This is a genomic window from Leisingera coralii (genome assembly GCF_049056525.1).
GTDB classification, from domain to species: domain Bacteria; phylum Pseudomonadota; class Alphaproteobacteria; order Rhodobacterales; family Rhodobacteraceae; genus Leisingera; species Leisingera coralii.
The window spans coordinates 18,576-40,729 of record NZ_JBHUPT010000082.1; the positions used below are offsets into that span (position 1 = coordinate 18,576).

Sequence of the window (22,154 nt, forward strand, 5' to 3'; positions counted from 1 at the left end):
GGGCATCGTGCGCCATATTTTCCCGGACGAGTTCTGCAACTGAGGCCATCGGCCGCCAGCATAGGGGCGCGCAGATGACACCCCCTGTGCTGACCGCCCGCGTCTATCACGGCCATGCCCATTCTCCTGCTCCGGTGGACCGGGTGGTGCTGGATTACGAAGCCAGGTTCTTGCGCCGCAAGGTGCTGCAGACCGAAGGCGGCGGCCGCTTGCTGGTTGACCTTCCGCAGACCACCTCGCTGGAGCATGGCGGCGTGCTGGTTCTCGAGGACGGCGGTGAAATCGCCGTCGCCGCCGCCGCCGAGCCGCTGCTGCAGGTCACCGGAGAGGGGCTGTTGCGGCTGGCCTGGCATATCGGCAACCGTCACACACCCTGCCAGATCGAGGATACCCGGCTGCTGATCCGACAGGACCACGTGATCCGCGCAATGCTGGTGCAACTGGGCGCGACAGTGGAAGAGGTGATGGAACCCTTCACCCCCGAAGGCGGCGCCTATGGCCACGGGCGGACCCATTCCCACGAACACGGCCATTCCCTTCATCACGGACGAGAGCACGGCCATGAGCACTGAAACCGGGCCAGTGGTGCTGCTGCAGTGGCTGTCTCCGGCTTATCCGGTGGGCGCATTCGCCTGGTCCCACGGGCTGGAAACTGCGGTTGCCCGCAAGGAGGTGACCGATGGGGCAGGGCTGGAAGACTGGCTGGGTGATCTGCTGCTGTTCGGCAGTGCCCGCGCCGATGCAATTCTGCTGGCCGCCGCCTGCCGCGCCGAAGACAAGGCCGCGCTGGCAGAGGTGGACGCCACCGCCCGCGCCTTTGCTCCCTCCCGGGAGCGGCTGGCCGAAACGGTCGAACAGGGCGCCGCCTTCTGCCAGGCCACGTCGGAGGTCTGGGGCGGCAGCCTGCCCCGTCTCACCTATCCGGTGGCTGTTGGCCGTGCCGCGCGCATACACGGGCTGGCGCTGGATCTGACGCTGGAGATGTTCACGCACGCATTCGTTTCCAACCAGGTCGCAGCGGCCCAGCGGCTGCTGCCGCTTGGCCAGATTGAAGGCCAGCGCATTCTGAAAAACCTTGGCCCGCCGGTGTCCGATGCCGCGAAGAACGCGCTCACTGCGGACCTGTCCAGCCTCTCCAGCGCCTGCTTTGCTGCGGATATCGCCTCAATGGCTCATGAAACACAATATTCAAGGATCTTCCGGTCATGACTTCTCCCCATGGTCCTCTTCGGGTCGGAATCGGCGGCCCGGTCGGTGCCGGCAAGACCACGCTGACCGCCCAGCTTGCCCGTATTCTGTCGCCGCATCACTCGATCGGGGTGATCACCAATGACATCTACACCCAAGAGGACGCCGAGGCGCTGATGCGGATGCAGGTGCTGCCGCAAGACCGGGTGATCGGGGTCGAGACCGGCGGCTGCCCCCATACTGCGATCCGCGAGGATGCCTCGATCAACCTTGCCGCCGTGGCCGAGATGGTACAGCGCCACCCGGATGTGGAGATCGTGCTGATCGAAAGCGGCGGCGACAATCTCTCCGCCACCTTCAGCCCTGAGCTGGCCGACGTGACGTTGTACGTGATCGACGTCGCAGCGGGTGAAGAGATCCCGCGGAAGGGAGGACCGGCGATTACCCGCTCTGACTTGCTGGTCATCAACAAAACAGATTTGGCTCCCTATGTCGGTGCTTCGCTCGAAGTCATGGCGCGAGATGCAGCGCGGATGCGCGGCTCGCGTCCCTCCGTGTTCACTAGCCTGCGGCATGGCAAGGGAGTTGGCGAAGTGGTTAGTCATCTCTGTGCCATCGGGGGGCTCACTTTCGCTGTTCCGCTCTAACGGCTTTCCAGCTGCAGAAACTTATTGCACCTCCAGTTGGGACGAGACTGCGGCTGGCGGCCTGCGCGGCGATTGACTGGCGTGGCCCGATGATTGCGTTTCAACGTTTGGCAAATCCCCGGGCAATGGCAGAACTGCCTCTGGCCGCCATCTTACTGCTGCAGAATTCGTCTGCAGTTCTCACCAGTGTCCAAGGATTGGGCAATCCCGGCCTGCCGGCCGCCTGCCTGCCTGTCCGTTTCGCCGGCATTTGACAGTCACGGCCCGGCTGCGAAATCATCGGACTGTGCCGGAGAGGATTGTCCGGAGCCTCTGACAGGAGCTAACACAGCAAGTGACCCATGCAACCACCGCATTCGACGCACGGCTGGCCGGGCTGCTGCAGCAAGTATACCCGGACCACGACACTGCGCAGCTTGCGGCGCGGGTCACTTCAACCTTCTGGCCCGAGGGCACGCACCGCCGGAAACGCGGCCGGAGGCCGGGCAACCGGCTGTGGTCCGAGCGCGACGCGGTACTGATCACTTATGGAAACTCGCTTCAGGATGGCAGCCACAAACCATTGGATGTGCTGTACGATTTTCTGCTCAGCCATATGAAGGGAGTGGTCAACGGCGTTCATATCCTGCCTTTCTTTCCCTATACTTCTGATGATGGCTTTGCAGTGACCGATTACCGTGCGGTGAACCCGCAGTTGGGAGACTGGCAGGACATCAGCCGGATCGCGTCGCATTTCCACCTGATGTCTGATCTGGTGCTCAATCACGTGTCCAGCCAGGGCCATTGGTTCAATGAGTACCGCCAAGGCAACGCCCCCTTTGACCGCTACTTCTATGAGGCCAGCCCCGATGACGATCTCTCACAGGTAGTACGCCCGCGCACCACGCCACTGCTGCAGTCCGTCGAAACCCGCAATGGAGCCCGTCATGTCTGGTGCACTTTCAGCCATGACCAGGTTGATCTGGACTTTACCAACCCCGAAGTGCTGTTGGAGATGCTGGGCATCATCCGCCTGCACATCAGCAAGGGGGTACGCATCCTGCGGCTGGATGCCGTGGCCTTCATCTGGAAGCAGGCAGGCACCCGCTGCATCCACCTGCCGCAGACCCACGCCATCGTGCAACTGATGCGGCTGCTGTGTGACTATGCGACCGAAACAGTTGTGCTGCTGACAGAAACCAATGTGCCGCGCAGCGAAAACCTGAGTTACTTCGGCAACCGGAACGAAGCGCATGCGATCTACAACTTTCCGCTGCCGCCCTTGATCCTGCACGCCATGCAGTCGGGGACGGCGCGCTACTTGCACCGCTGGCAATCGGCGATGCCGCCGGCGCAGCTGGGCTGTGCCTACCTGAACTTCACCGCCAGCCATGACGGCATCGGCATGCGCCCCGCCGAAGGTGTTCTGCCGCCGGAAGAAAGGGCGCGGATGATAGACGCCGCGCGGCAGGCCGGCGGGCTGGTGTCGATGCGGGCCAAACCGGGGGGCGGCGAGGAGCCCTACGAGCTGAACTGCTCCTATTTCGAGGCGATGCGCTGCACCTTCCCGGGCGAGGATGCGCTGCAGATCCCGAGGTTCCTGTGCTCCCAGACCATCGTGATGTCGCTTGAAGGCATCCCGGCCTTCTATATCCATTCGCTGCTTGCGACCCCGAACGATCACGAGGCCGTCGAGCGGCGCGGCATGAACCGTGCCATCAACCGGCACCAGTGGCATTACCCAGATCTGCTTGAGCGGCTGGACGATCCGCACTCGGATCAGTCGCGCGTGCTTCGGGAGATGAGCCGCCTCCTGAAGCTCCGCGCCCGCCAGCCCGCCTTTCACCCCAATGCAACGCAATTCACGCTGGCGCTGGACGAGCGCCTGTTCGGAATCTGGCGGCAGAGCCTCGACCGGGACCAGTCAATCTTTGCGCTGCACAATGTCAGCAATGAAACCGTCACTGTCAGCCCCACGGCAATCAACCTGATCGAGGGCGACGACTGGACCGACCTGATAACCGGAGAGCGGATTGCACCGGCCGGTCCTGAAATTCCCTTTGCCCCCTACCAGTGCCGCTGGCTCAGCAACAGGGGCTGACAAGGCCGTTTCAGGCAAACTCGTCCTGATCGGATACAGCCGCAGCCTTGAGATCCGCCAGGAAATCCGGGTCGGCCGAATGCACCCGGTTCCAGGTCGGGATAAAAGGTGTTTCATGGGGATTATCCAGGAAAATCTGACCGGCGCGCAGGATGTTCTCGGCAAAAAGCTCAATCGACTTTTCTTCATTATGGCGATCGACTGACAAGCCGTTCATCTTTGCATCGCTGTGATAGCCCTCCAGCAGATCGAGCGCCGACCGGTAGTAGGTCGCTTTGAGCGTTCTGAACACATTTGGTGTGAAGACCGTGCCATCCGCTGCCAGCTTGCGGATGATCGCCTTGCAGATGTCGGTGGACATGCGGCTCAGGCCCCGCGAGGCATCCTCGGGCGACAATTCCTGGTGCTTGTGGTCATAGGCATCTGAAATTTCCACCTGGCAAACCGATTTCGGCGCCAGGTTGCGCCAGGCTTCGGACAGCACACCGACCTCCAGGCCCCAATCCGAAGGAATGCGCAGGTCTGCCAGCACATGGGTTCTCATGGCAAACTCACCCGACAGCGGGTAGCGGAAACTGCGCAGGTAGTCGAGGTAGTCACGGTCGCCGACCACACGCTTCAGGGCAATCAGAAGGGGGCTCACCAGCAGGCGGGTCACCCGGCCGTTCAGCTTGCCCGACCCGATCCGCGGATAGAACCCTTTGGACATCTGGTAGGAGAACCCCGGATTGACAACCGGGTAGACCAGCCGCGCCAGCATCTCGCGGTCATAGGTGAGAATATCGCAGTCATGGATCGCCATGACCGCGCTATCTGCACAGGCCAGGAGATAGCCAATGCAGGACCAGACGTTCTTGCCCTTGCCGGGTTCCTGCGGGGCGAGCCCCAAGGTGCCGAGCCGCGCCTCCAGCACCTGCATCCGCGGGCTGTCGTTCCAGATCACGATGTGATCCTGCGGCAGCCTGGCGAAAAATTTGCGCGCGTGGCGGAATTGCGTCTCGTCCGCTTGGTCCAATCCGATAATGATCCGGTGCAAATAGGGCACCTGTGCCAATTCTTCCACGATATTGGCAAGCGCCGGGCCTTCCAGTTCGGAATACAAGCAGGGCAGGATCAGGGTAATGCGCCTGGTTTCGGCGTAGACCAAGAGTTCACGCGTCAGGTCTTCAAGGCCGCGCGTGCGCAGATTATGCAGCGTGGTGATGTTTCCGTTCTGGTGAAAGTCAGCCATCCCTTGCCTCCTTCCTGGTTAGCTCAAGTTCCCGCAGCAGGCTGAGGACTGCGGCGTTCCAGCCGGCAGGCCCGGCAAGTCCGGTACGGCGGATGCGCCCTTCCGCTTCCCCCGGCAGGGGCGGCAGATCCGGCCCATGCGGATTCCTCACGATAAATCCGGCGTCCGCAGCTTGCAGCATCGCAGCATCATTGGGGGCATCGCCAAGGGCCGCTGTCAGCCCGGCGGAATAGTGCCTTGCCAAATCCCGCATCCGGTCCGCCTTGTTGCCGCCAAAAGAAAGCGTCAAGAAGCGCCCCCCGCGCTGCGCCTTCAGGCCGGCAGACTGGGCCGCCTTTAGAAACCGGCCCAGTTCCGCCTCTGTTCCCTGCCAGACACCGGGTTCGCTGAAGTCCCGGATCCGGGCCTTCCGGGCTGCCTCAAGCGTGAGGCCAGTAAGATTTGCTACCTCATGATCGGACATCGCTCCAAAGCCGCGGAAGCCTGGCGGGAGCAATGCAATCCGGTCCAGCAGGTCTGGGTACTGGCTGCGTTGCGAGGCGGCCTCCTCTCCTGCCTCGAGCAGCCCGGCGCCGTTTTCGACAATTGCGGGCCACCTCTCAAGCCCCATCAAACGCCTTAGCGGAGCAACCTCTGCTGCCGTCTTGCTGGTGGCCAGAATGACACCTGCACCGGCTACTTTCAGCGCTGTCAGCGCCGGCCGGGCGGGCTCCCAGCAATAGTCCTCATGCCTCAGCAAGGTGCCATCAAGATCAGAGAAAACGAGAAGTGGGACAGCTTGCGTCATCCTTCGAATATAGTCTGCCCGCCCAGGGATTCAGAGATTTCTGATATCAGGCCGGGCGGGATTGCCCAAATCGTGTTCGCTTCCAAATTGCCTGCTTGAAATTCGGGCCTTTTGAGCATTTGCCGGCATCCTTACTCCGTATTCGCCGCGAAGATCTCCAAGGTGGATCATCGCCCAGGTCCGTTGCATTAACGTCAGCGCGCTGTGCTTGTTGCCGGTCGCGATCTGCGGTCACGCTGCTTCCGGGTACAGCTTGGCGACGACGGCGGCCTCCTTGGTCATCCAGGTCTCACGTTTCTCGAACTGGCCCCTTCTGAAGGTGCGGAAGGTCTTGATGCCGACGAGGGCAGCCTTGCTAACGGGCAGCTTTGCTTTCAGCGCATCTTAAATGCGCGCCGTTTACGCAAATCCAGCTCACTATTCTGAATTGCCAGGTTGTTTGCTCCATTGAAACCACCGGTTTCATTGCAGCAGGCTATTTGCTCCAATCAGGATTGATGAGGCGACGAAAACAGTCAACGCAATCGAAAATACCCCGGCGCAGACACCTGCCAGCACGATAACCCCGTCCCGTTCAACAAGTCCGATGCTTGCAATGAACAGAGCAATTGCGGGAAACCAGCCGCTGAGCGGCAAGGGCACAAACAGTGCCAAGGAAACCAGGAACAGAAAACAGCCAATGAGCTGCTCGCGCTTCGGATGGAAGACCGCTGGAACGCGCGGGCGGGCGATGCGTTCCAGCCGCCGTGAAATCGGCCGCAAGCGCAGGACAATCCGGCGCATGGCTTCCACGGAGATCCTGATCCGCGCAATTCTCTGCGGCAGTTGGACGCTGGAAAAACCCAGGCTCAGCTGCCCGCAGAAGATCAAAAGCGGAACGGCTGTAATGAGGGTGGCCCCCGGCGGCAGCGGAAGCAGATTGACCAGGCACGACAGCAGGATGGCCCAGCCGAAAGACCTGTCGCCCAACTGCTCCAAAATCGACCCAAGACACGCCTCATGTACGCTTTGATGACCGCGTATCACACGCAGCAGCGTGAATGATAGAGACCGCTTTCTGGCCAGCCTCGCGGTGCCCGGATAGGGGCAACCAGGAACAGCTTTCAATCTCGCCTCTCTATATGATATGAACCGCGCCCGACGCCTGCTTAACTGCTTCCTGATATTACAACAACCACCTTCGGAAGGCTGCGACTTCCAGCCAGTGGCTCCAAGGGCTGGTCGAGGATTTTGCAGTGCAGGCAACAAAAAGGCTTCGTTGAATCGAGAGCGCGAATGGATACTGAAAACCTTGCAGACCGCAAAATTGGTCAGATCGGATCACGTCCAGCGTTATGGAAGGCAGCTTAAGCCCTGCACGGCACTGCCAACTTACTTGCACCCTCCCGAATGCGGCCTGATCCGCATCCTTCAGGCAGTCATTTCGAATGTTTAGCCATTCCAAAGATCGAAGGCATCGGATCGGGTGTGGCGGTACGATATGGCGGAGACGGAAGCCCGTGTTGATCTGGTCATGAGCCGCCAAAAAACTCTGCGCCTGTCCGGGTGGCTTGAAACGCCCCATGAGTTTCTCTTGCTTTCGGGTCGGTGGATGGAACCCTTCGGTCCGGTTGTTCAGGCCTTTGAGCGCCGGAAAATCGGTATGCGCAGTGAGATTGCGGATCAGTCTGATGCAGCTCTGCAGTTTGTCGGTGATCACGACCCGCGGTGTGCCAAACCGGTCGATCAACCGCTTCAAGGACAGGCTTGTGTCCTTCGCATTACGTTGCTGTTGCACGAGATTGTCGAGCACGTTCCCATTCGCGCCGATTGCACATGCGAAAGCCCGCGGGCAAACAAGTCGGCAATCCCCTCGGCAGTCATCGCTGCCATGCTCCAGCGTTTCAGCGGCATCCGCTCCACCGGCGGATACCTCCGCCATCTCTGCGCCAAGGCGATTTCGGGAACCTTCACCAGAACGCCCATGGTCACAACCCTTACACGCTTGGCCGCCGCGTAAGAGTAAACAGCTGTGAACTCTCTGCTGGGAAAGGCGATTGCAGTCACGGCAGGGTGCTATGATCCGGATCAACCCGCGGCTTGCTCCAGCGTGGCACACTTCGGCAGCAATGGTTCGGGGAGGCGGCGGCATGAAATACAGGGACTACTACCAAATCCTTGGCATCGAACCGGACGCGGGTGCTGATGAAATCAAGCGCGCCTTCCGAAAGCTCGCGCGCAAGTACCATCCCGACATCAACGAGACTGCGGAAGCAGAGGCGAAGTTCAAGGATGTGAACGAAGCCTATGAAGTTCTAAAGGACCCGGAACGGCGCGCCGCCTATGACCAGTTGGGCAAACCCGCCCCCGGAGCACACGACGGTTTCCGCCCGCCGCCCGGATGGGAAGGCGGCTTCGAATTCACCGGCGGCGGCCCGGAGAGTGCGGAAGCCTTCAGCGACTTCTTTGAGTCCCTGTTCCGGCGCCGGGGGCAGCCATTTGGCGGGCCCGGGGCGGATCAGCACGCCCGCTTGCAGCTGGACATCGAGGACGCCTACCGCGGGGCCACCCGGGTTCTGACGCTGCGGGTTCCGCAGGCAGCGGCGGATGGCTCGGTGCATCTGCAGGACCGCAGCATCACGGTTCATGTCCCCAAAGGGATCCTTGAAGGACAGCACATCCGGCTGCCTGGACAGGGGATGGCGCCGCCGGGCGGAGGCGCGCCGGGCGATCTGTTTCTGGAAGTGAGCTTTGCCCCGCATCCGGTTTACCGCGCAGACGGCAGGGACCTGTATCTGGAACTGCCGGTGGCCCCTTGGGAGGCCGCTTTGGGCGGCAAGGTCATGATGCCCACGCCGGACGGCAAGGTTGCGCTGACCATACCGGCAAATGCCCGCAGCGGCCAGAAGCTGCGCCTGAAGGGCAAAGGGCTGCCGGGAACGCCGCCCGGGGACATCTATGCAACGCTCAGGATCGTGAACCCCGAGGTGACAACGGAGGAGGCGCGCAAGTTCTTTGAGCAGATGGCCCGTGAGGTGCCGTTCAACCCGCGTGCCGGTATCGGAGGATAGACGCATGAAACCCGCAACCGCAAAAACTGCAGTTGTCGTCAGCCTGTCTCTGGATGAGCTGTGCCGGTTCTGCCAGGCTGACAGGAACTGGATCATCGAACTTGTCGAACATGGTATTCTGGAACCCGAAGGCGCCTCAGTCCAGAGCTGGCAGTTCCACAGTGTGAGCATTGCCCGCGCCAAGAAGGCACGGCGGCTGAACCGGGACCTGGGGGTCAATGCCGCCGGGGTGGCCCTGGTGCTGGATCTGCTGGCTGAACGGGAAGAGATGCTGCGGCGGCTGGCCGCTTTTGACGCCGGATAGCGGATGTGCTGGAGCCTGGAAGCCTCGGCCGCGATGGCGGCCGCCGGGACCGCCGCGGCGGTGGTGTGCTGGCGGCAGGGCCAGCCCTTGGCGGTCTGGGGCGTGCTGGGCTATTTCACGGTTATGGAGGTGCTGCAGATTGCGGGGTACCTGACCGTCAATGACTGCAGCTCTGCCGCGAATAAGGGCACGACGCTGCTGTCGTATCTGCACATTACTTTTCAACCCATTGTAATCAATGCCTTTGCCCTGGAGCTAGTGCCTGCCGCCGTCAGACTTCGCTGCCGGTCCTTGGTTCTGGCTCTGAGCGGTGCTGCCACGGGCGTCATGCTGCTGCAGCTTGTACCGTTGCCAGCCTTGGGGACATGCAAGGCGGGGGCACCGTTGTGCGCGGAGGTGTTGTGCACCGTGTCCGGGAATTGGCACATCGCCTGGAATGTGCCCTATAACGGCCTGCTGGTGCCGCTGGATAATGCACTGGGGGTGCAGTCCGGCTTTCCGGTCTATATGGCAGCGGTCTTCCTGCTGCCGCTGGCCTATGGGGCGTGGCGGTTTGTGGTTGTGCATGCTGCCACCGGGCCGGCGCTGGCCTGGATTCTGACCAGCAACCCGAATGAGATGCCCGCCGTCTGGTGCCTGTTTTCAATCGTAATCCTGTGCATCGGGCTGAGCCCATGGGTCCGCGGTGCGGTCTCGGCCCATAGCTGGTGGGGGCTGCGCGTGTAACGGGCAGAGGGGCCTGGGGTGTTGATCCTGATCACTGTGCGGAAGGCCAGCTTGGGGTATTCTGGCCGCGGGGAGAGGCAGAATGCGTGCAATGGTTTTCCATAAGGCAAAAGAGCCGCTGCGGCTGGAGGAGATTGCCGAGCCGGAACCCGGGCCGGGGGAGGTGCTGATCCGGGTCGAGGCCTGCGGTGTGTGCCGCACCGATCTGCATATCTTTGACGGTGATTTAACCGACCCGAAGGTGCCCCTGATCCTGGGGCATGAGATTGTTGGCCGCATCGCGGCCCTGGGTCCGCAGGCCGAAGGGCTCGAGATCGGCCAGCGGGTCGGGGTGCCCTGGCTGGGCGCGACCTGCCGCCACTGCCATTATTGCCGGGCGGAGCAGGAGAACCTGTGCGATGCGCCGGAGTTCACCGGCTATACCCGAAACGGCGGCTTTGCCGAGGCCTGCGTGGCGGATGCGCGCTATGTGTTTCCGCTGGGCGGCGGCGATCCGGTTGCGATGGCGCCGCTGCTGTGTGCCGGGCTGATCGGCTACCGCAGCTACCGGATGGCGGGTGATGGCGGCAACATCGGCCTGTACGGATTTGGCGCCGCGGCGCATATTCTGACGCAGCTGGCGGTCTGGCAGGGCCGAAAGGTGTTTGCGCTGACGAAGCCGGGTGACACAGCGGCGCAGGCGTTTGCCCGCAGCTTGGGCGCGGCCTGGGCAGGCGGGTCCGATGAACTGCCGCCGGAACAGCTGGATGCGGCAATACTCTTTGCGCCTGTGGGCAGCTTGGTGCCGGCGGCCCTGAAAGCCGTGCGCAAAGGGGGCAGGGTCGTCTGCGGCGGCATTCACATGAGCGACATTCCCGCCTTTCCCTATGCCGACCTGTGGGGGGAGCGGCACATTCTGTCGGTTGCCAATCTGACCCGGCAGGACGGCGAAGAATTCCTGCCGCTGGCCGCTGAGGCGGGCATTGCCACCGAACACCGCGCCTATGCGCTGGAAGACGCCAACCAGGCGCTGGAGGACATGCGGCAGGGCCGATTGCAGGGCGCCGCGGTTCTGGTGCCCTGATCCCGGGAAAAGGAGAGCGCAATGGCTGTAAATCACGGACCGGACCCTTTGACGGCAGCCAGGCTGCGGCCTGCGCTGCCGGACACCGGGCTGCGTTTCAAGCTGACGGATGAGCTGGACGGCGCAGAGGAGTGGCTGGGGCAGGACCGGGCGGTGGATGCCATCCGGATGAGTGCCACGGTCAGCCATGAGGATTTCCATGTCTTTGTCCTGGGCCAGCCCGGCAGCGGCCGCCATGCGATTGCCCAGTCGATCCTGGCCGGGATAGCGAAAGACAGGCCGGTCGCCTGCGACTGGGTCTATGTCAACAACTTCGAACTGCCGCACAAGCCGGTGGCGATCCGGTTGCCTGCCGGGTCTGCCAGCCGCCTGCGCAGGATGATGGAAACGCTGGTCGATGACCTGGCCAACCAGATCCCGGCGCTGTTTGAATCCGAGGATTATCAGACCCGGCGCAGGACCATCGAAGAGGATTTCTCGGCTGAGCATGAGCGCGAGATGGCGGAGATCTTTGACGATGCCCGCGCCAGGAATGTCGCTATTCTGCGCACACCGGTGGGGTTCAGCTTTGCCGGGCAGCGTGACGGGAACGTGCTGACGCAGGAGGAGTTCGAGGCGCTCACAGATGAGGAGCGGGAGCAACTGGAAGCCTCGATCGAGAGCGTTCAGCAGCGGATCTCGGACGTCTTGAAATCCGTGCCAAAGCGCGAAAAGGAGCACCGGCGGCAAGTGGAGCAGCTGCACTACCAGCTCGCCTCGCGCGGGGTGGATGAGGCGATCCGCGACGTGCAGAAGGCGTTTGCCGATGAAGCGGCGGTTCAGCGCTACCTGGAGGCGGTACGCAGCGATCTGGTCAGCAATGCGGAGCTGTTCCTGATGGGCGAAAGCGAGGACTCCGCCGGTCCGTTCCCGGTGGCGACCAGCAAGCGGTTCGAGGAGCCGCAGTTCCAGCGCTACCGGGTCAATGTGATGGTGTCGAATGGCAGCTGCGGCCAGGGCGCGCCGGTGGTCAAGGAAGAGCTGCCGACGATGGCCAATCTGATCGGGCGCATCGAATACGCCTCGGAGATGGGGGCGCTGGTCACCAATTTCACGATGATCAAGCCGGGTGCCTTGCACCGGGCCAATGGCGGCTATCTGGTGCTGGATGTGCGCCAGGTACTGAGCGAGCCGCTGGCTTGGGACGCGCTGAAGCGCTGCCTGAGGACCGGGGAGATCGCGATCTATTCGCCCGGCGAACGGCTGAGCATGGTGTCCACCGTGTCGCTGGAGCCCGATCCGGTGCCCTTGAGCGTGCGGGTGGTGCTGATCGGGGAGCGGATGCATTACTACCTGCTGTCGGCGCTGGATCCGGATTTCCTGCAGCTGTTCAAACTGGAAGCCGATTTCGACGATCACTTGCGGCTGGAGGGCGGCGGCTCCGTGGCAGGCTACGCGCATCTGATTGCGCGGCTGGCCCGGCACGCCGGGACCCGGCCGCTTAATCAACCTGCAGTTGATTCTGTGCTGCGGGAAAGCATGCGTATGACCGGGGATGCAGAGCGGCTGACGCTGAATTTCAGCCGCCTGTCGGACCTGCTGCGGGAGGCGGAGTTCTGGGCGGACAGCGGCGGCAGCGCCCATATCGGGCCGCTGCACATCGAAAAGGCGGTGGCGGAGAAGGAGCGCCGGGCCGGGCGTGTGCGGGAGCTGGGGCTGGAGACGATCCAGCAGGGCACGGTGATGATCGACACCGACGGCGCGCGCATCGGCCAGATCAACGCGCTGTCGGTGCTGCAGATCGGTGACTACAGCTTTGGCAAGCCGTCGCGGCTGACGGCGCGGACCCGGCCGGGCACCGGCAAGCTGGTGGACATCGAACGCGAGACCGAGTTGGGCGGGCCGATCCATTCCAAGGGGATGCTGATCCTGCAGGGCTATCTGGCGGCCACCTATGCCACCCGCGCGCCGCTGTCGCTGTGGGCCAGCCTGGTGTTCGAGCAGAGCTATGGCGGGGTGGAGGGCGACAGCGCCTCGGCGGCGGAGCTGATTGCGCTCTTGTCGTCGCTGGCGGAGGTGCCGCTAGACCAATCCTTTGCGATCACCGGGTCGGTCAACCAGTTCGGCGATATCCAGGCGATTGGCGGGGTGAACCAGAAGATCGAGGGGTTCTTTGACGTCTGCGATGCCCGCGGCCTGACCGGCAGGCAGGGGGTTCTGATCCCGGCCGCCAATGTGCGCAACCTGACGCTGCGCCAGCGGGTCGTCGATGCGGTGGAGGCGGGCCGGTTCCGGATCTTCCCGATGACCTCCGTCACCGATGGGATCGCGGTGCTGACCGGCCTGGAGGCTGGGGAGCGGGGCGCCGACGGGGTGTTTCCGGAAGGCAGCCTGAACCGGCGGGTGGAGGACCGGCTGCAAGGCTTTGCCGACATCCGCAAGTCCTTTGCAAAGGAGGCCGGCGGCAATGCAACGTGATGCGGACAGAGAAGGGCAGGGGGGGCGCCACAGGGTGATCCTGGGGGCCAGCTGCTATCCTGATGCGGAGGCTGCCCTTGCGCTGGCGCTGGAGCTGGCCCGCCAGATGGGGGCGGAGCTGCATGGGGTCTTCGTCCGCGAGACGGCGGTTCTGGCCGCGGCCTATTCCCATTCGCGGGTGGTGACCTATTCGGGGCAGCGGGAGAGCGGCCTGACCGCCGCCGCAATCTCCAAGGCGTTCCGCGCGGATGCCCGGCGGTTTGAGGGGCTTCTGGCACGACGGGCCAAGGCGGCCGCGCTGGTCAGTTCCTTCCGGGAGGCTGAGGGCCAGGTGCAGGAGGAGCTGCGCCGGTCGGCAGAAGCGGGCGATATCATCATTTCCGGGTTCAAGCCGATCCTGCGCGCCGCGGGCTGCATTGCCGTGATCCTGGCGGAAGGGCAGGCGGTGCCGGGATTTGCACTGCGGCTGGCGCGCAAGACCGGCAAGCCGCTGGTGGCGCTGATTGCCTGCGCGCCCGGCACAGAGCCGAATACTGCAGCCGGGTCCGCAGGGCCGACGGGCGAGGTGGCGGAAACCAGGGTCTGCGCGCTGCCGGAGGTGCTGCTGCGGCAGCTGGAGTTCATGAGCCCGGCCGCCGTCATTGTCGCGGCGCCGTTTGCGGGGCTGCCGCCGGCGGCCCGCATCCAGGAGGCGGCGCGCTGTCCGCTCGTCATCCAGAGCGGCGGCTGAGGCGGCTGCCGTGGCTGCCGGAGCGGCGGGGGATTGATGCAAATCATTTCGGTGCGCGGCAGCGGGCATAGACTGACGGCATCTTGGGAGCCCGGGAGGGGAGAGGCATGGACACCAACTGCCTGCCAAAGATGGACATGACCGACAACACCACCGGCTGCTGCCCCAGGTTCAAGCCGCAAGGGTGGGACGGCCGCCATCTGCATTTCGAGAACCAGCCGTTTGTCCGGGCGAAAACGCGCAGCCTGCTGCATATTCCGCTGAACATGGGAACGGTCTTCGCGCGGGTGCAGAAGCATATCGAAAACGCCGGCGCGCAGGACCCCGAGGGGTATCTTGTCCTGAGCCGGGATCTGTCGCAGTCGGAAGCGGAGCATTTCTTTGCGGTGACCGGCCGGGTGCCCGGCGAGGAAATGCGGGAGATTAGCGGCGATTTCCTGACCCGCGTGTTCGAAGGCCCGTACCGCCGGGCCCGGGACTGGATGCATGACATGGAGGTTGCCGCCGAAGCGGACGGCAAGACCGCGGGGCGCATTTTCATGTTCTATACGACCTGCCCGAAATGCGCCCGGGCCTATGGAAAGAATTATGTCATCGGCGTTGCCGAGATCATTTAATGCGTCACGCAACGGGAGGTGGTTATGCAAGACCCGGAACTGGAAATCCTGATTGAACGGCTGGAAAGCCAATCGGATCTGACCCTGGCGGATTTTGACGGCGTGCTGCATGCGCTGGCGTTTCTGCTGCCGGATGCGGTCCCGCAGGACGAGAACGCCGCGCAGCGGATCGGCACCGCGGATGGGGCCATGCATGTGGCCGATGATGCCTTTCCGGATTGGGACGTGCATATCCGCGGCCGAGCCTATGGCAAGCATGGCCGCTGGCACTGCACGTTGCGGGAAAACGATGCCCGCGACAGCGATGCGGCCATTGGCCTGGGCCAGTCGCCGGTTCTGGGCCAGGCGATTCTGGCGGCGGTGCTGCGGCTGGCGATGATCCTCAAGAAAGAGTGACCGCGCGCGGCCCGGTGTGCCGCCAGGGGAAGGAAGCTGATGTCCCGGATTTTGACAATCACACTCAACCCGGCTGTCGATCTGGCGACCTCGATCGAGCGGGTGGTGGCAGGCCCCAAGCTCTATTGCAAGGCGCCGCGGGTGGACCCCGGCGGCGGCGGGGTGAATGCGGCCCGGGCGATCCGCAAGCTGGGCGGTGAGGTGACGGCGCTGGTGGCGGTTGGCGGCGCCATGGGCGAACAGCTGCTGCAACTTCTGGTGGCGGAAGACGTGCTGGCGGTGGCGGTCCACGTGGCCGGTGAAACCCGGCAGAGCTTTGCGGTGACGGATGAGACCACCGGCGAGCAGTTCCGCTTCAGCGTTCCCGGCGAGACGATGGGCAGCGCTGACAGCGCCCGGCTGCTGAGTGCGATTGCGCAGGCGGCACCGCGGGACGGCTATGTCGTGCTGAGCGGCGGTGTGACACCGGGGCTGGACGATGATTTCCCGCATCAGGTGCTGGAGGCGATTGCGCCGCGCACGGGCAAGCTGGTGGTGGATACCTCCAAGGCGGCGCTGGCGCATCTGCTGGCGGCGCCCGGCAAGCCCGTGCATGTGCTGCGGCTGGACCAGAGGGAAGCGGAACAGGCGGCGGGGCACGGGCTGGCGTCGGTCGCGGACAGCCTGGCGTTTGCCCAGGACCTGATTGCGCGCGGCGTGGCGGATATTGTGGTTGGCGGGCGCGGGGCCGAAGGGTCGGTTCTGGCCACCGGGGAGCAGCGGTATTTCTGCCGTGCGCCCTATGTGGAGGTGCAAAGCAAGATCGGGGCAGGGGATGCCTTTACCGGCGCGCTGACGCTGGCGCTGTCGCGCGGCGAGGCACTGGATCAGGCGCTGCGCTGGGGAGTTGCCGCGGCCAGCGCCACGGTTGGAACCGAGGGAACCGCGCTTTTTGAACGCGGCCAGGTGGAGGCGCTGCTGCCGCAGTGCGAGGTTCAGGTGGTCTAGCCTGCCTCGGCCCTGGCGGCGTTGCGCAGGACCTGCACGAAGCTGTCGGGGGTGACCGAGATGCTGTCGATGCCGAACTCCACCAGCCGCCGGGCATAGTCCGGGTTGTTGCTGGGCGCCTGGCCGCAGAATCCGACCTTTGCCCCTGCCTTGTGCGCCTCGCGGATCACTGTTTCGATCATCCACAGCACCGCAGGGTCATCCTCGCGGAACAGGTCCGCCAGCGCATCGGAATCGCGGTCGATGCCCAGTGTCAGCTGGGTGAGGTCGTTGGAGCCGATGGAGAAGCCGTCGAAGCGTTCGGCGAACTCCGCCGCGCGCAGGACATTGGAGGGGATTTCGCACATGACGTAAACCTCCAGCCCGTCCTGGCCGCGTTTCAGACCGTGATCTGCCATGACGTCCAGCACCCGGTCGGCCTCCTCGGGGGTGCGGCAGAAGGGGATCATCACGATCACGTTCCTGAAGCCCATCTGCCCGCGCAGCCGGGCAATCGCCTGGCATTCCAGCGCAAACCCGTCGCGGTATTCGTCCGAGTAGTAGCGGGAGGCGCCCCGGAAGCCGATCATCGGGTTTTCCTCGGCGGGTTCAAAGCCGCGCCCGCCCAGCAGGTCTGCGTATTCGTTGGTCTTAAAATCGCTCATCCGGATGATCACCGGCTTGGGGTGGCAGAAGGCGGCAATCCGCGACAGGCCGCGGGCGAGGCGGTCAGTGAAGTATTCGGTCTTGTGGCCGTAGCCTGCGGTCAGCGCCTCGATTGCAGCGCGGGTTTTTGGGTCGGTCACCTGATCGAAGCGGGCCAGCGCCATCGGGTGGACGCGCACCGCGTTGCTGATCACGAATTCCATCCGCGCCAGGCCGACGCCGTCCACCGGCAGCCGCCACCAGCGCAGCGCAGCGCCGGGGTTGGCGAGGTTGAGCATGATTTGGGTTTTGGGCCTGGGCAGGTCCTCCAGCGAGTCCTCGGTGATGGCGATTTGCGACAGCCCCTCGGTCACGACGCCCTGTTCGCCGCCTGCGCAGGAGACCGTGACGTCCTGCTGATCATACAGAACCTCGGTGGCGTTGCCGCAGCCGACAATGGCGGGCAGGCCCAGTTCCCGGCTGATGATGGCCGCGTGCGAGGTGCGGCCGCCGCGGTCAGTGACGATGGCGGCGGCCCGTTTCATGATCGGCACCCAGTCCGGGTCGGTGGTGCCGGTCACCAGCACCGAGCCGTCTTTGAACCGGGCAATGTCGCCGGCGCTTTCGATGATCGACACCCGGCCTGCGACAGCGCCGCTGCCGACGCTGAGCCCGGTCAGCAGCACCCGCCCGGGATCCGTTACCGAATAGGACCGGAGGGTGCCGATGGCGGCGCGCGACTGGACGGTTTCGGGCCGGGCCTGCACGATATAGATCCGGCCGCCGGCCCCGTCGCGGGCCCATTCCATGTCCATCGGGCAGCCGTAGTGATCCTCGATCACCTTGGCCTGGCGGGCCAGCATCAGGATGTCGTCGTCGCTGAGGACGTATTGTGCCCGCTCGGCCTTGGAGGCGGGAACGTTGCGCGGGCTGCCGTCGCGGTCCTGGATCATCTTGACGGCCTTGGCTCCCAGCCGCTTTTCTAGGATCGGGGTCAGGCCGGGAGTATCCAGAAACGGCTTGAAGACCTGGTATTCGTCCGGATCGACGGCGCCCTTTACCACGTTTTCGCCCAGTCCCCAGGCGGCGTTGATCAGGACGGCGTGGGGAAATCCGGATTCGGTGTCGATCGAGAACATCACCCCGGCGCCGCCGGTATCGGCGCGCACCATCTGCTGCACGCCGACCGACAGCGCCACCTTCATGTGATCGAAGCCGTGGATCCGGCGGTAGGAGATGGCCCGGTCGGTGAACAGCGAGGCATAGCATTTCCGGCAGGCCTCCAGCAGCGCCTGCTCGCCGCTGACGTTCAGATAGGTCTCCTGCTGGCCCGCGAAACTGGCCTCCGGCAGGTCCTCGGCGGTGGCGCTGGAGCGCACGGCCACGGGCACATCCGGCTGTCCTGCCGCGGTGCTGAGGCTGCGGTAATGGGCGAGGATCGCCTGAGCGGTCTTTGCAGGCCAGTCGCCGGCCAGGATCAAGGCGCGGATCGCCTTGCCCGCCTTTTGCAGCGTCGTCCGCCCTGCGGCCAGCGCGTCCAGTTCCTGGTAAATCCGTGCCTCCAGTTTGTTGGCGGCCAGGTAACCTCGGTAGGCGTCGGCGGTGGTGGCAAACCCCGGCGGCACGTGGATCCCCTTGGCGCCAAGCGCCCTGATCATCTCCCCCAGGGACGCGTTCTTGCCGCCGACCAGGCCAGTATCGGCGCGTTTCACCTTGTCGAAGCTGATGACGGGCGGGGGCGAATGGGGCATGTCCGGTCTCCGGTCCTGCAGGGATAAACCCATAATGGCATGAATCCCCGCCGGGCGATTGATGCCGCTCAATCCGCGCAGGCTGACCGGCTGATAGGGTCGCCCTGTTGATTGTTGTATTGGTGAAAGGTGAGCGGGATGGAAAATGTCGAACGGCTGCTGAAGGGCACGGTGGAAGAGCTGGACCGCCTGCTGAACGCCAAGAATGTTCTGGGAGACCCGATCGAGAAGGGGGACGCGACGGTCATTCCGATTGTCAGCTACGGGTTCGGCTTCGGGGCCGGGGGCGGTGCGGATGCCAAGACCGGCGAAGGCGCGGGAACCGGGGCCGGCGGCGGCATCAAGCCGCTGGGGGCCATTATCATCGACCAGCGCGGCGCGCGGGTTGAATCGGTGCAGGGGGCGATGACAACGCTGGCGGCGGTGCTTGGCGATGCGGCCGGAAAGGTCATTGAAACGGCGGCGCAGACTGGCGGGTCAAAGGGCAAGAAAGGACAGGGCTGATCATGGCGGGCCTTGGCGCAGCCCTGGCAGCGCTGCTGGCCGCGCTCTTTGCCCTGATCGTTCTGGTGCTGGTTTCGCCGCTCAGGATTGAGCTGGTGCTGCGCAAAGAGGCTGGGCTGGCCTTTACGGCGGCGCTGCGACCGCTGGGCGGATTCGGTCCGCGGATCAGGCTCTCCGGCAGGCGGAAGACGCCTCCCGCCGGCAAGAAGCCAGGCCGCAAGCGGCCGTTCGATGCCCGCAGGCTCGTCCCTGCCGCAGCACGGCTGGCGGCCGTCATATTGCGCCGCATCCGCATTCGCACCTTGATCCTTGACGCGAAATTCGGATCGGGCGACCCGGCTGAGACGGGGCAGCTCTACGGGATGCTGGCCCCGCTGGTTTACGGAAGCCTGCCTGCCCGGAGGCTGCAGGTCAGCGTGAAGCCGGTTTTCGATAGGGCGGTTCTGTCCGGCCGGGCCGAACTGGACGTTTCCCTGGTTCCGGCTGCGCTCATTGTGCCCGCGGTCCGGTTTGGATGGGACGCCTTCGGTCCGGTCCGGTGACCTGGGTTGTCGATCCCCCAGTCCGGGCCGGAGCGCGGGCCTTTGCAGCGGTTTGCCGGGTTGCGCGGTCCAGCGAGAGCAATGCGGCAACGGCCGCTTACACCGGGGAGAAGCAGCCTGTGCTGATCCTGGCCCTTCACCGCGGCGAGGTGACGGGCGCGGGTGTTGATGGCAAAAGCTATTCTGCCGCGGAAATCGAGGAGAGATTTCCGCAGGCCATCGCCAGGACGCTGGTCCGGCTGGAGCGGACGCCGGAGAGCCAGTGAAGCCAAGCGGTTTCGGGCTATTCGGCCTGTACGGACTGCAGATAGGCAATGACATTTGCCAGCGGCAGGCCGGTCATCATCGGCTGGCCGCTGGGCAATGCCAGTGCGACCTGCTGATCCGAGTCCAGGACAGGGCCGAAAAGCGGCATGTCGCCGCCGTGGGCGAGCACCGGCGACCGGCCATCGATCTGGCGGGCGACGGCCTCCAGCGGAAAGGTTCCGCCATTGCGGGCTGCGAGCCGGGTGAGGTCCGGTGTCTCAATGGCCAGCATTTCCGCCATCGGACCGGTTCCCGTGGCCTCTCGGCCATGGCACTGCCAGCAGTAGGTCCGGTAGAGGTCCCGCCCGTCCTGCGGGTCTGGTTCCTGCGCGCTGGCGGCGCCAGCAGCAGCACAAATCATAATCAACGCGCGAAAAAACACCGGTATCCTCCTCCTCTGCCGTATTCCTCGTTGCGGCAAGTATAGGGGCCGCCGCCGGGCCGCGGCTTTAACCTGCCTCAAGTTCTTGCCTCAAAGGCGCATCGCCCGGCTGAGAGGCAGCCTGATAGAGAGACGGGCGTTAATCCAATTCTGCATCCAGTTTCGCTTCTTCTCCAGTCACCGTGGTGAGGCCCGGGCCGGCAGCGTCCTTTTCCAGCAGGTTCAGGTGCAGCCGTATGCGCCATAGGTGATAGGCCACCCTGTGCAGCCAGCGGACCGCATCGAGTCTCAGCCAGGCTGTGTCGTCCGGCAAAGTGCCGTCTGCGGCCTCGGAGATCAGCCGGTCTCTTTGCGACCTCCGTTGCTCGCGCATGGTGCGGCGAATGCGGTTCAACAGGTTTTCGCAGGCGTCAGGGCTGCCGGCGTGCCCGGCATCGGCGGTTGCCATGATCAGCACCCCGGTGAGACGCCGCAGCCGCATGTCATTCGGCAATTCGCTGATCCTGTCCGTTTGCGTGCACCGGTAAAGCAGCCGGTCCAGGTGATCGAGGATGTGGTACATGCCCTTGATGTCGGTAAATTCCGCGCTGGCATTGCCGGACAGTTCGATCTTGTCCAGATAGGTGCGGGTTTCCGACAATGCAGAGGTTAGGTGGTCCCGCTCGTAGCTGCTGTTGCCCGTGCCGGGGGCGCCGATAATCGATCTGAGGTAATGAACTGCAGCTTTCGTGAGGCGGTCAACTGCGACTTTGGCGGCAGCGGTTGCGGCCTCCGGATCTCGAAGGATCAGATGGTCCAATGATTGCGTGAGTGCAGCCCCCCGGTCCGGGATCAGAAACTCGATCAGCCGCGCAAACGGGCGGGCAAAGGGCAGGATGAAGATCACACCCAGGAGGTTGAAGAAGCTGTGAAAGGCGACGAGCGCCGTTAGGGAGTCCTGGGAACCGGCCCAGTAGGCGACCGCGGCGGCGAACGGCCCAAGCAGGAAAAACGCCATCACGCCTGTCATCAGGTTGTAGATCACATGCGCAAAGCCGGTGCGCCGGGCCATGGTGCCGCCGCCCAGCGTGGCCAGAACCGCCGTGAAGGTGGTGCCGACGTCCATCCCGATGACCAGCGCCGCGGCTTGCGGGAAATTCACAGCTCCGGCGCTCAGGGCCGCCAGGGCGGTGGCGACGCCCGCGCTCGATGACTGGGTGACCAAGGTGATCAGGACGCCGACCGCGACAAGCTTGAGCCTGCCCGCAAAGCTGTCGGAGGGGAAATCAGCGGGGGTCACGATACCTTGGAAGGCTTCCAGGCCGGTTTTCATCTGCTCGATGCCGATGAAGATCAAGCTGAAGCCCGCCAGGGCCTGGCCGAGGTAGGAGATCTTGCGTTTGCCGGAGAGGGCGAGCAGGGCGCCCAGCAGGACGACCGGCAGCATGGCCTGGCCGAGGTCGAGCTTGAAGCCCAGGATGGCGACCAGCCAGCCGGTCATCGTAGTGCCGATGTTGGCGCCGAAGATGATCCCGAGCGCCTGCGGAAAGGTCAGCAGCCCGGAGGCGACAAAGCCGACGGCGGCAACGGTGGTGGCACTGGAGGACTGGATCGCCGCGGTCGTCACCGCGCCGGTTGCCGCGCCGGTGGCCGGGGTCGATGTGAACCGGCCCAGAATGCTGCGCAGGCGCGCCCCGGCAAGTGTCTTGAGACCGCCGGTCAGCAGCAGCATGCCGATCAGAAAGAGGCCGATGCCGCCAAGGGCCGGCAACACATTCCAGTACATTTGAAACAGAGTGCCAG

24 protein-coding genes and 1 pseudogene are annotated in these 22,154 nt (G+C 64.1%); 18 read left to right on the forward strand and 7 right to left on the reverse strand.

The features are described from left to right. The first annotated feature begins 74 nt into the window (after positions 1 to 74). The 5 genes from ureE to ACFMBG_RS21410 all read left to right on the forward strand — a co-directional run bounded on the left by ureE (position 75) and on the right by ACFMBG_RS21410 (position 3,915). Positions 75 to 572: an urease accessory protein UreE gene (gene ureE, locus ACFMBG_RS21390; RefSeq protein ID WP_421056701.1), complete on the forward strand. Its 498-nt coding sequence runs from the start codon at positions 75 to 77 to the stop codon at positions 570 to 572. Beyond that, the gene (locus ACFMBG_RS21395; protein WP_421056702.1) at positions 562 to 1,209 is read left to right on the forward strand and encodes an urease accessory protein UreF; all 648 of its coding nucleotides are present in this window, start codon (positions 562 to 564) and stop codon (positions 1,207 to 1,209) included. Before ureE ends, ACFMBG_RS21395 begins: the two co-directional genes overlap by 11 nt. Beyond that, positions 1,206 to 1,835, forward strand: a complete 630-nt coding sequence (gene ureG / locus ACFMBG_RS21400) for an urease accessory protein UreG (protein ID WP_421056703.1) — start codon at positions 1,206 to 1,208, stop codon at positions 1,833 to 1,835. Before ACFMBG_RS21395 ends, ureG begins: the two co-directional genes overlap by 4 nt. Before the next feature lie 125 nt (positions 1,836 to 1,960). Beyond that, entirely contained in the window at positions 1,961 to 2,089 is a 129-nt protein-coding gene (locus tag ACFMBG_RS21405; protein ID WP_421056704.1) for a hypothetical protein, read from the forward strand. An 80-nt stretch (positions 2,090 to 2,169) separates the two neighbouring features. Continuing rightward, positions 2,170 to 3,915 (forward strand): sugar phosphorylase, encoded by a 1,746-nt coding sequence (locus ACFMBG_RS21410; protein ID WP_421056705.1) that lies wholly within the window; start codon positions 2,170 to 2,172, stop codon positions 3,913 to 3,915. Between the two features lie 10 nt (positions 3,916 to 3,925). Here the strand turns inward: ACFMBG_RS21410 and ACFMBG_RS21415 are convergent, their stop codons facing one another. The 4 genes and pseudogenes from ACFMBG_RS21415 to ACFMBG_RS21430 form a co-directional block, all read right to left on the reverse strand. Beyond that, entirely contained in the window at positions 3,926 to 5,146 is a 1,221-nt protein-coding gene (locus tag ACFMBG_RS21415; protein ID WP_421056706.1) for a glycosyltransferase family protein, read from the reverse strand. Continuing rightward, entirely contained in the window at positions 5,139 to 5,933 is a 795-nt protein-coding gene (locus tag ACFMBG_RS21420; RefSeq protein WP_421056707.1) for an HAD-IIB family hydrolase, read from the reverse strand. The genes ACFMBG_RS21415 and ACFMBG_RS21420 overlap by 8 nt, the downstream gene beginning before the upstream one ends. Positions 5,934 to 6,395: 462 nt before the next feature. Beyond that, positions 6,396 to 7,040, reverse strand: coding sequence for an exopolysaccharide biosynthesis protein (locus ACFMBG_RS21425; RefSeq protein WP_421056708.1), 645 nt, complete (start codon positions 7,038 to 7,040; stop codon positions 6,396 to 6,398). A gap of 324 nt (positions 7,041 to 7,364) precedes the next feature. Next, positions 7,365 to 7,746, reverse strand: a pseudogene (locus ACFMBG_RS21430) (DDE-type integrase/transposase/recombinase); the annotation flags it as partial. A gap of 57 nt (positions 7,747 to 7,803) precedes the next feature. On the opposite strand from ACFMBG_RS21430, the gene ACFMBG_RS21435 reads away from it, so the two are divergent. The 10 genes from ACFMBG_RS21435 (at position 7,804) to ACFMBG_RS21480 (ending at position 16,263) form a co-directional block, all read left to right on the forward strand. Beyond that, positions 7,804 to 7,932, forward strand: coding sequence for a hypothetical protein (locus ACFMBG_RS21435; protein ID WP_421056709.1), 129 nt, complete (start codon positions 7,804 to 7,806; stop codon positions 7,930 to 7,932). Positions 7,933 to 8,062: 130 nt separating this feature from the next. Beyond that, positions 8,063 to 8,983 (forward strand): DnaJ C-terminal domain-containing protein, encoded by a 921-nt coding sequence (locus ACFMBG_RS21440; RefSeq protein WP_421056710.1) that lies wholly within the window; start codon positions 8,063 to 8,065, stop codon positions 8,981 to 8,983. Between the two features lie 4 nt (positions 8,984 to 8,987). Then, entirely contained in the window at positions 8,988 to 9,287 is a 300-nt protein-coding gene (locus ACFMBG_RS21445) for a chaperone modulator CbpM (protein WP_421056711.1), read from the forward strand. A gap of 3 nt (positions 9,288 to 9,290) precedes the next feature. Beyond that, on the forward strand, positions 9,291 to 10,013 hold the full coding sequence (locus ACFMBG_RS21450; protein ID WP_421056712.1) for a DUF5765 domain-containing protein: 723 nt from the start codon (positions 9,291 to 9,293) through the stop codon (positions 10,011 to 10,013). Between the two features lie 82 nt (positions 10,014 to 10,095). Beyond that, complete coding sequence (locus ACFMBG_RS21455; RefSeq protein WP_421056713.1) at positions 10,096 to 11,076, forward strand: zinc-dependent alcohol dehydrogenase family protein; 981 nt, start codon at positions 10,096 to 10,098, stop codon at positions 11,074 to 11,076. A gap of 21 nt (positions 11,077 to 11,097) precedes the next feature. Continuing rightward, complete coding sequence (locus ACFMBG_RS21460) at positions 11,098 to 13,533, forward strand: Lon protease family protein (protein ID WP_421056714.1); 2,436 nt, start codon at positions 11,098 to 11,100, stop codon at positions 13,531 to 13,533. Next, positions 13,523 to 14,263 carry a hypothetical protein gene (locus ACFMBG_RS21465; RefSeq protein ID WP_421056715.1) on the forward strand — a complete coding sequence of 247 codons (741 nt, stop codon included), beginning with the start codon at positions 13,523 to 13,525 and terminating at the stop codon, positions 14,261 to 14,263. The genes ACFMBG_RS21460 and ACFMBG_RS21465 overlap by 11 nt, the downstream gene beginning before the upstream one ends. A 107-nt stretch (positions 14,264 to 14,370) precedes the next feature. After that, positions 14,371 to 14,880: a hydrolase gene (locus tag ACFMBG_RS21470; RefSeq protein ID WP_421056716.1), complete on the forward strand. Its 510-nt coding sequence runs from the start codon at positions 14,371 to 14,373 to the stop codon at positions 14,878 to 14,880. 24 nt (positions 14,881 to 14,904) lie between these two features. Further along, positions 14,905 to 15,276, forward strand: a complete 372-nt coding sequence (locus ACFMBG_RS21475) for a hypothetical protein (RefSeq protein ID WP_421056717.1) — start codon at positions 14,905 to 14,907, stop codon at positions 15,274 to 15,276. Between the two features lie 39 nt (positions 15,277 to 15,315). Then, positions 15,316 to 16,263 (forward strand): 1-phosphofructokinase family hexose kinase, encoded by a 948-nt coding sequence (locus tag ACFMBG_RS21480; protein ID WP_421056718.1) that lies wholly within the window; start codon positions 15,316 to 15,318, stop codon positions 16,261 to 16,263. On the opposite strand, the gene ppsA is transcribed toward ACFMBG_RS21480, so the two are convergent. Then, complete coding sequence (ppsA, locus tag ACFMBG_RS21485; RefSeq protein ID WP_421056719.1) at positions 16,260 to 18,638, reverse strand: phosphoenolpyruvate synthase; 2,379 nt, start codon at positions 18,636 to 18,638, stop codon at positions 16,260 to 16,262. The genes ACFMBG_RS21480 and ppsA overlap by 4 nt on opposite strands. Positions 18,639 to 18,776: 138 nt before the next feature. Here ppsA and ACFMBG_RS21490 point away from each other — a divergent pair, with 138 nt between their 5' ends. The 3 genes from ACFMBG_RS21490 to ACFMBG_RS21500 all read left to right on the forward strand — a co-directional run bounded on the left by ACFMBG_RS21490 (position 18,777) and on the right by ACFMBG_RS21500 (position 19,950). After that, positions 18,777 to 19,142 (forward strand): GerW family sporulation protein, encoded by a 366-nt coding sequence (locus ACFMBG_RS21490; RefSeq protein WP_421056720.1) that lies wholly within the window; start codon positions 18,777 to 18,779, stop codon positions 19,140 to 19,142. A 2-nt stretch (positions 19,143 to 19,144) separates the two neighbouring features. Beyond that, on the forward strand, positions 19,145 to 19,684 hold the full coding sequence (locus tag ACFMBG_RS21495) for a DUF2953 domain-containing protein (RefSeq protein WP_421056721.1): 540 nt from the start codon (positions 19,145 to 19,147) through the stop codon (positions 19,682 to 19,684). A 119-nt stretch (positions 19,685 to 19,803) separates the two neighbouring features. Further along, a complete protein-coding gene (locus ACFMBG_RS21500; protein WP_421056722.1) occupies positions 19,804 to 19,950 on the forward strand; it encodes a hypothetical protein in 147 nt (48 codons plus the stop codon). Positions 19,951 to 19,967: 17 nt separating this feature from the next. Here ACFMBG_RS21500 and ACFMBG_RS21505 read toward each other — a convergent pair whose 3' ends face one another. After that, complete coding sequence (locus ACFMBG_RS21505) at positions 19,968 to 20,351, reverse strand: c-type cytochrome (protein ID WP_421056736.1); 384 nt, start codon at positions 20,349 to 20,351, stop codon at positions 19,968 to 19,970. A gap of 160 nt (positions 20,352 to 20,511) precedes the next feature. Next, positions 20,512 to 22,137 (reverse strand): Na/Pi cotransporter family protein, encoded by a 1,626-nt coding sequence (locus tag ACFMBG_RS21510; protein WP_421056723.1) that lies wholly within the window; start codon positions 22,135 to 22,137, stop codon positions 20,512 to 20,514. Between the last annotated feature and the right edge of the window lie 17 nt (positions 22,138 to 22,154).

Excerpts from the sequence above, each read along its gene's own strand:
- ACFMBG_RS21480 (WP_421056718.1), top strand. The coding sequence starts at position 15,316 with ATGTCCCGGATTTTGACAATCACACTCAACCCGGCTGTCGATCTGGCG.
- ACFMBG_RS21460 (WP_421056714.1), top strand. The coding sequence starts at position 11,098 with ATGGCTGTAAATCACGGACCGGACCCTTTGACGGCAGCCAGGCTGCGG.
- ACFMBG_RS21490 (WP_421056720.1), top strand. The coding sequence starts at position 18,777 with ATGGAAAATGTCGAACGGCTGCTGAAGGGCACGGTGGAAGAGCTGGAC.
- ACFMBG_RS21465 (WP_421056715.1), top strand. The coding sequence starts at position 13,523 with ATGCAACGTGATGCGGACAGAGAAGGGCAGGGGGGGCGCCACAGGGTG.
- ACFMBG_RS21395 (WP_421056702.1), top strand. The coding sequence starts at position 562 with ATGAGCACTGAAACCGGGCCAGTGGTGCTGCTGCAGTGGCTGTCTCCG.
- ACFMBG_RS21450 (WP_421056712.1), top strand. The coding sequence starts at position 9,291 with ATGTGCTGGAGCCTGGAAGCCTCGGCCGCGATGGCGGCCGCCGGGACC.
- ACFMBG_RS21405 (WP_421056704.1), top strand. The coding sequence starts at position 1,961 with ATGGCAGAACTGCCTCTGGCCGCCATCTTACTGCTGCAGAATTCGTCT.
- ACFMBG_RS21445 (WP_421056711.1), top strand. The coding sequence starts at position 8,988 with ATGAAACCCGCAACCGCAAAAACTGCAGTTGTCGTCAGCCTGTCTCTG.
- ureE (WP_421056701.1), top strand. The coding sequence starts at position 75 with ATGACACCCCCTGTGCTGACCGCCCGCGTCTATCACGGCCATGCCCAT.
- ACFMBG_RS21420 (WP_421056707.1), bottom strand. The coding sequence starts at position 5,933 with ATGACGCAAGCTGTCCCACTTCTCGTTTTCTCTGATCTTGATGGCACC.
- ppsA (WP_421056719.1), bottom strand. The coding sequence starts at position 18,638 with ATGCCCCATTCGCCCCCGCCCGTCATCAGCTTCGACAAGGTGAAACGC.
- ureG (WP_421056703.1), top strand. The coding sequence starts at position 1,206 with ATGACTTCTCCCCATGGTCCTCTTCGGGTCGGAATCGGCGGCCCGGTC.
- ACFMBG_RS21495 (WP_421056721.1), top strand. The coding sequence starts at position 19,145 with ATGGCGGGCCTTGGCGCAGCCCTGGCAGCGCTGCTGGCCGCGCTCTTT.
- ACFMBG_RS21435 (WP_421056709.1), top strand. The coding sequence starts at position 7,804 with ATGCTCCAGCGTTTCAGCGGCATCCGCTCCACCGGCGGATACCTCCGC.
- ACFMBG_RS21510 (WP_421056723.1), bottom strand. The coding sequence starts at position 22,137 with ATGTACTGGAATGTGTTGCCGGCCCTTGGCGGCATCGGCCTCTTTCTG.
- ACFMBG_RS21505 (WP_421056736.1), bottom strand. The coding sequence starts at position 20,351 with ATGATTTGTGCTGCTGCTGGCGCCGCCAGCGCGCAGGAACCAGACCCG.
- ACFMBG_RS21455 (WP_421056713.1), top strand. The coding sequence starts at position 10,096 with ATGCGTGCAATGGTTTTCCATAAGGCAAAAGAGCCGCTGCGGCTGGAG.
- ACFMBG_RS21470 (WP_421056716.1), top strand. The coding sequence starts at position 14,371 with ATGGACACCAACTGCCTGCCAAAGATGGACATGACCGACAACACCACC.
- ACFMBG_RS21415 (WP_421056706.1), bottom strand. The coding sequence starts at position 5,146 with ATGGCTGACTTTCACCAGAACGGAAACATCACCACGCTGCATAATCTG.
- ACFMBG_RS21440 (WP_421056710.1), top strand. The coding sequence starts at position 8,063 with ATGAAATACAGGGACTACTACCAAATCCTTGGCATCGAACCGGACGCG.
- ACFMBG_RS21475 (WP_421056717.1), top strand. The coding sequence starts at position 14,905 with ATGCAAGACCCGGAACTGGAAATCCTGATTGAACGGCTGGAAAGCCAA.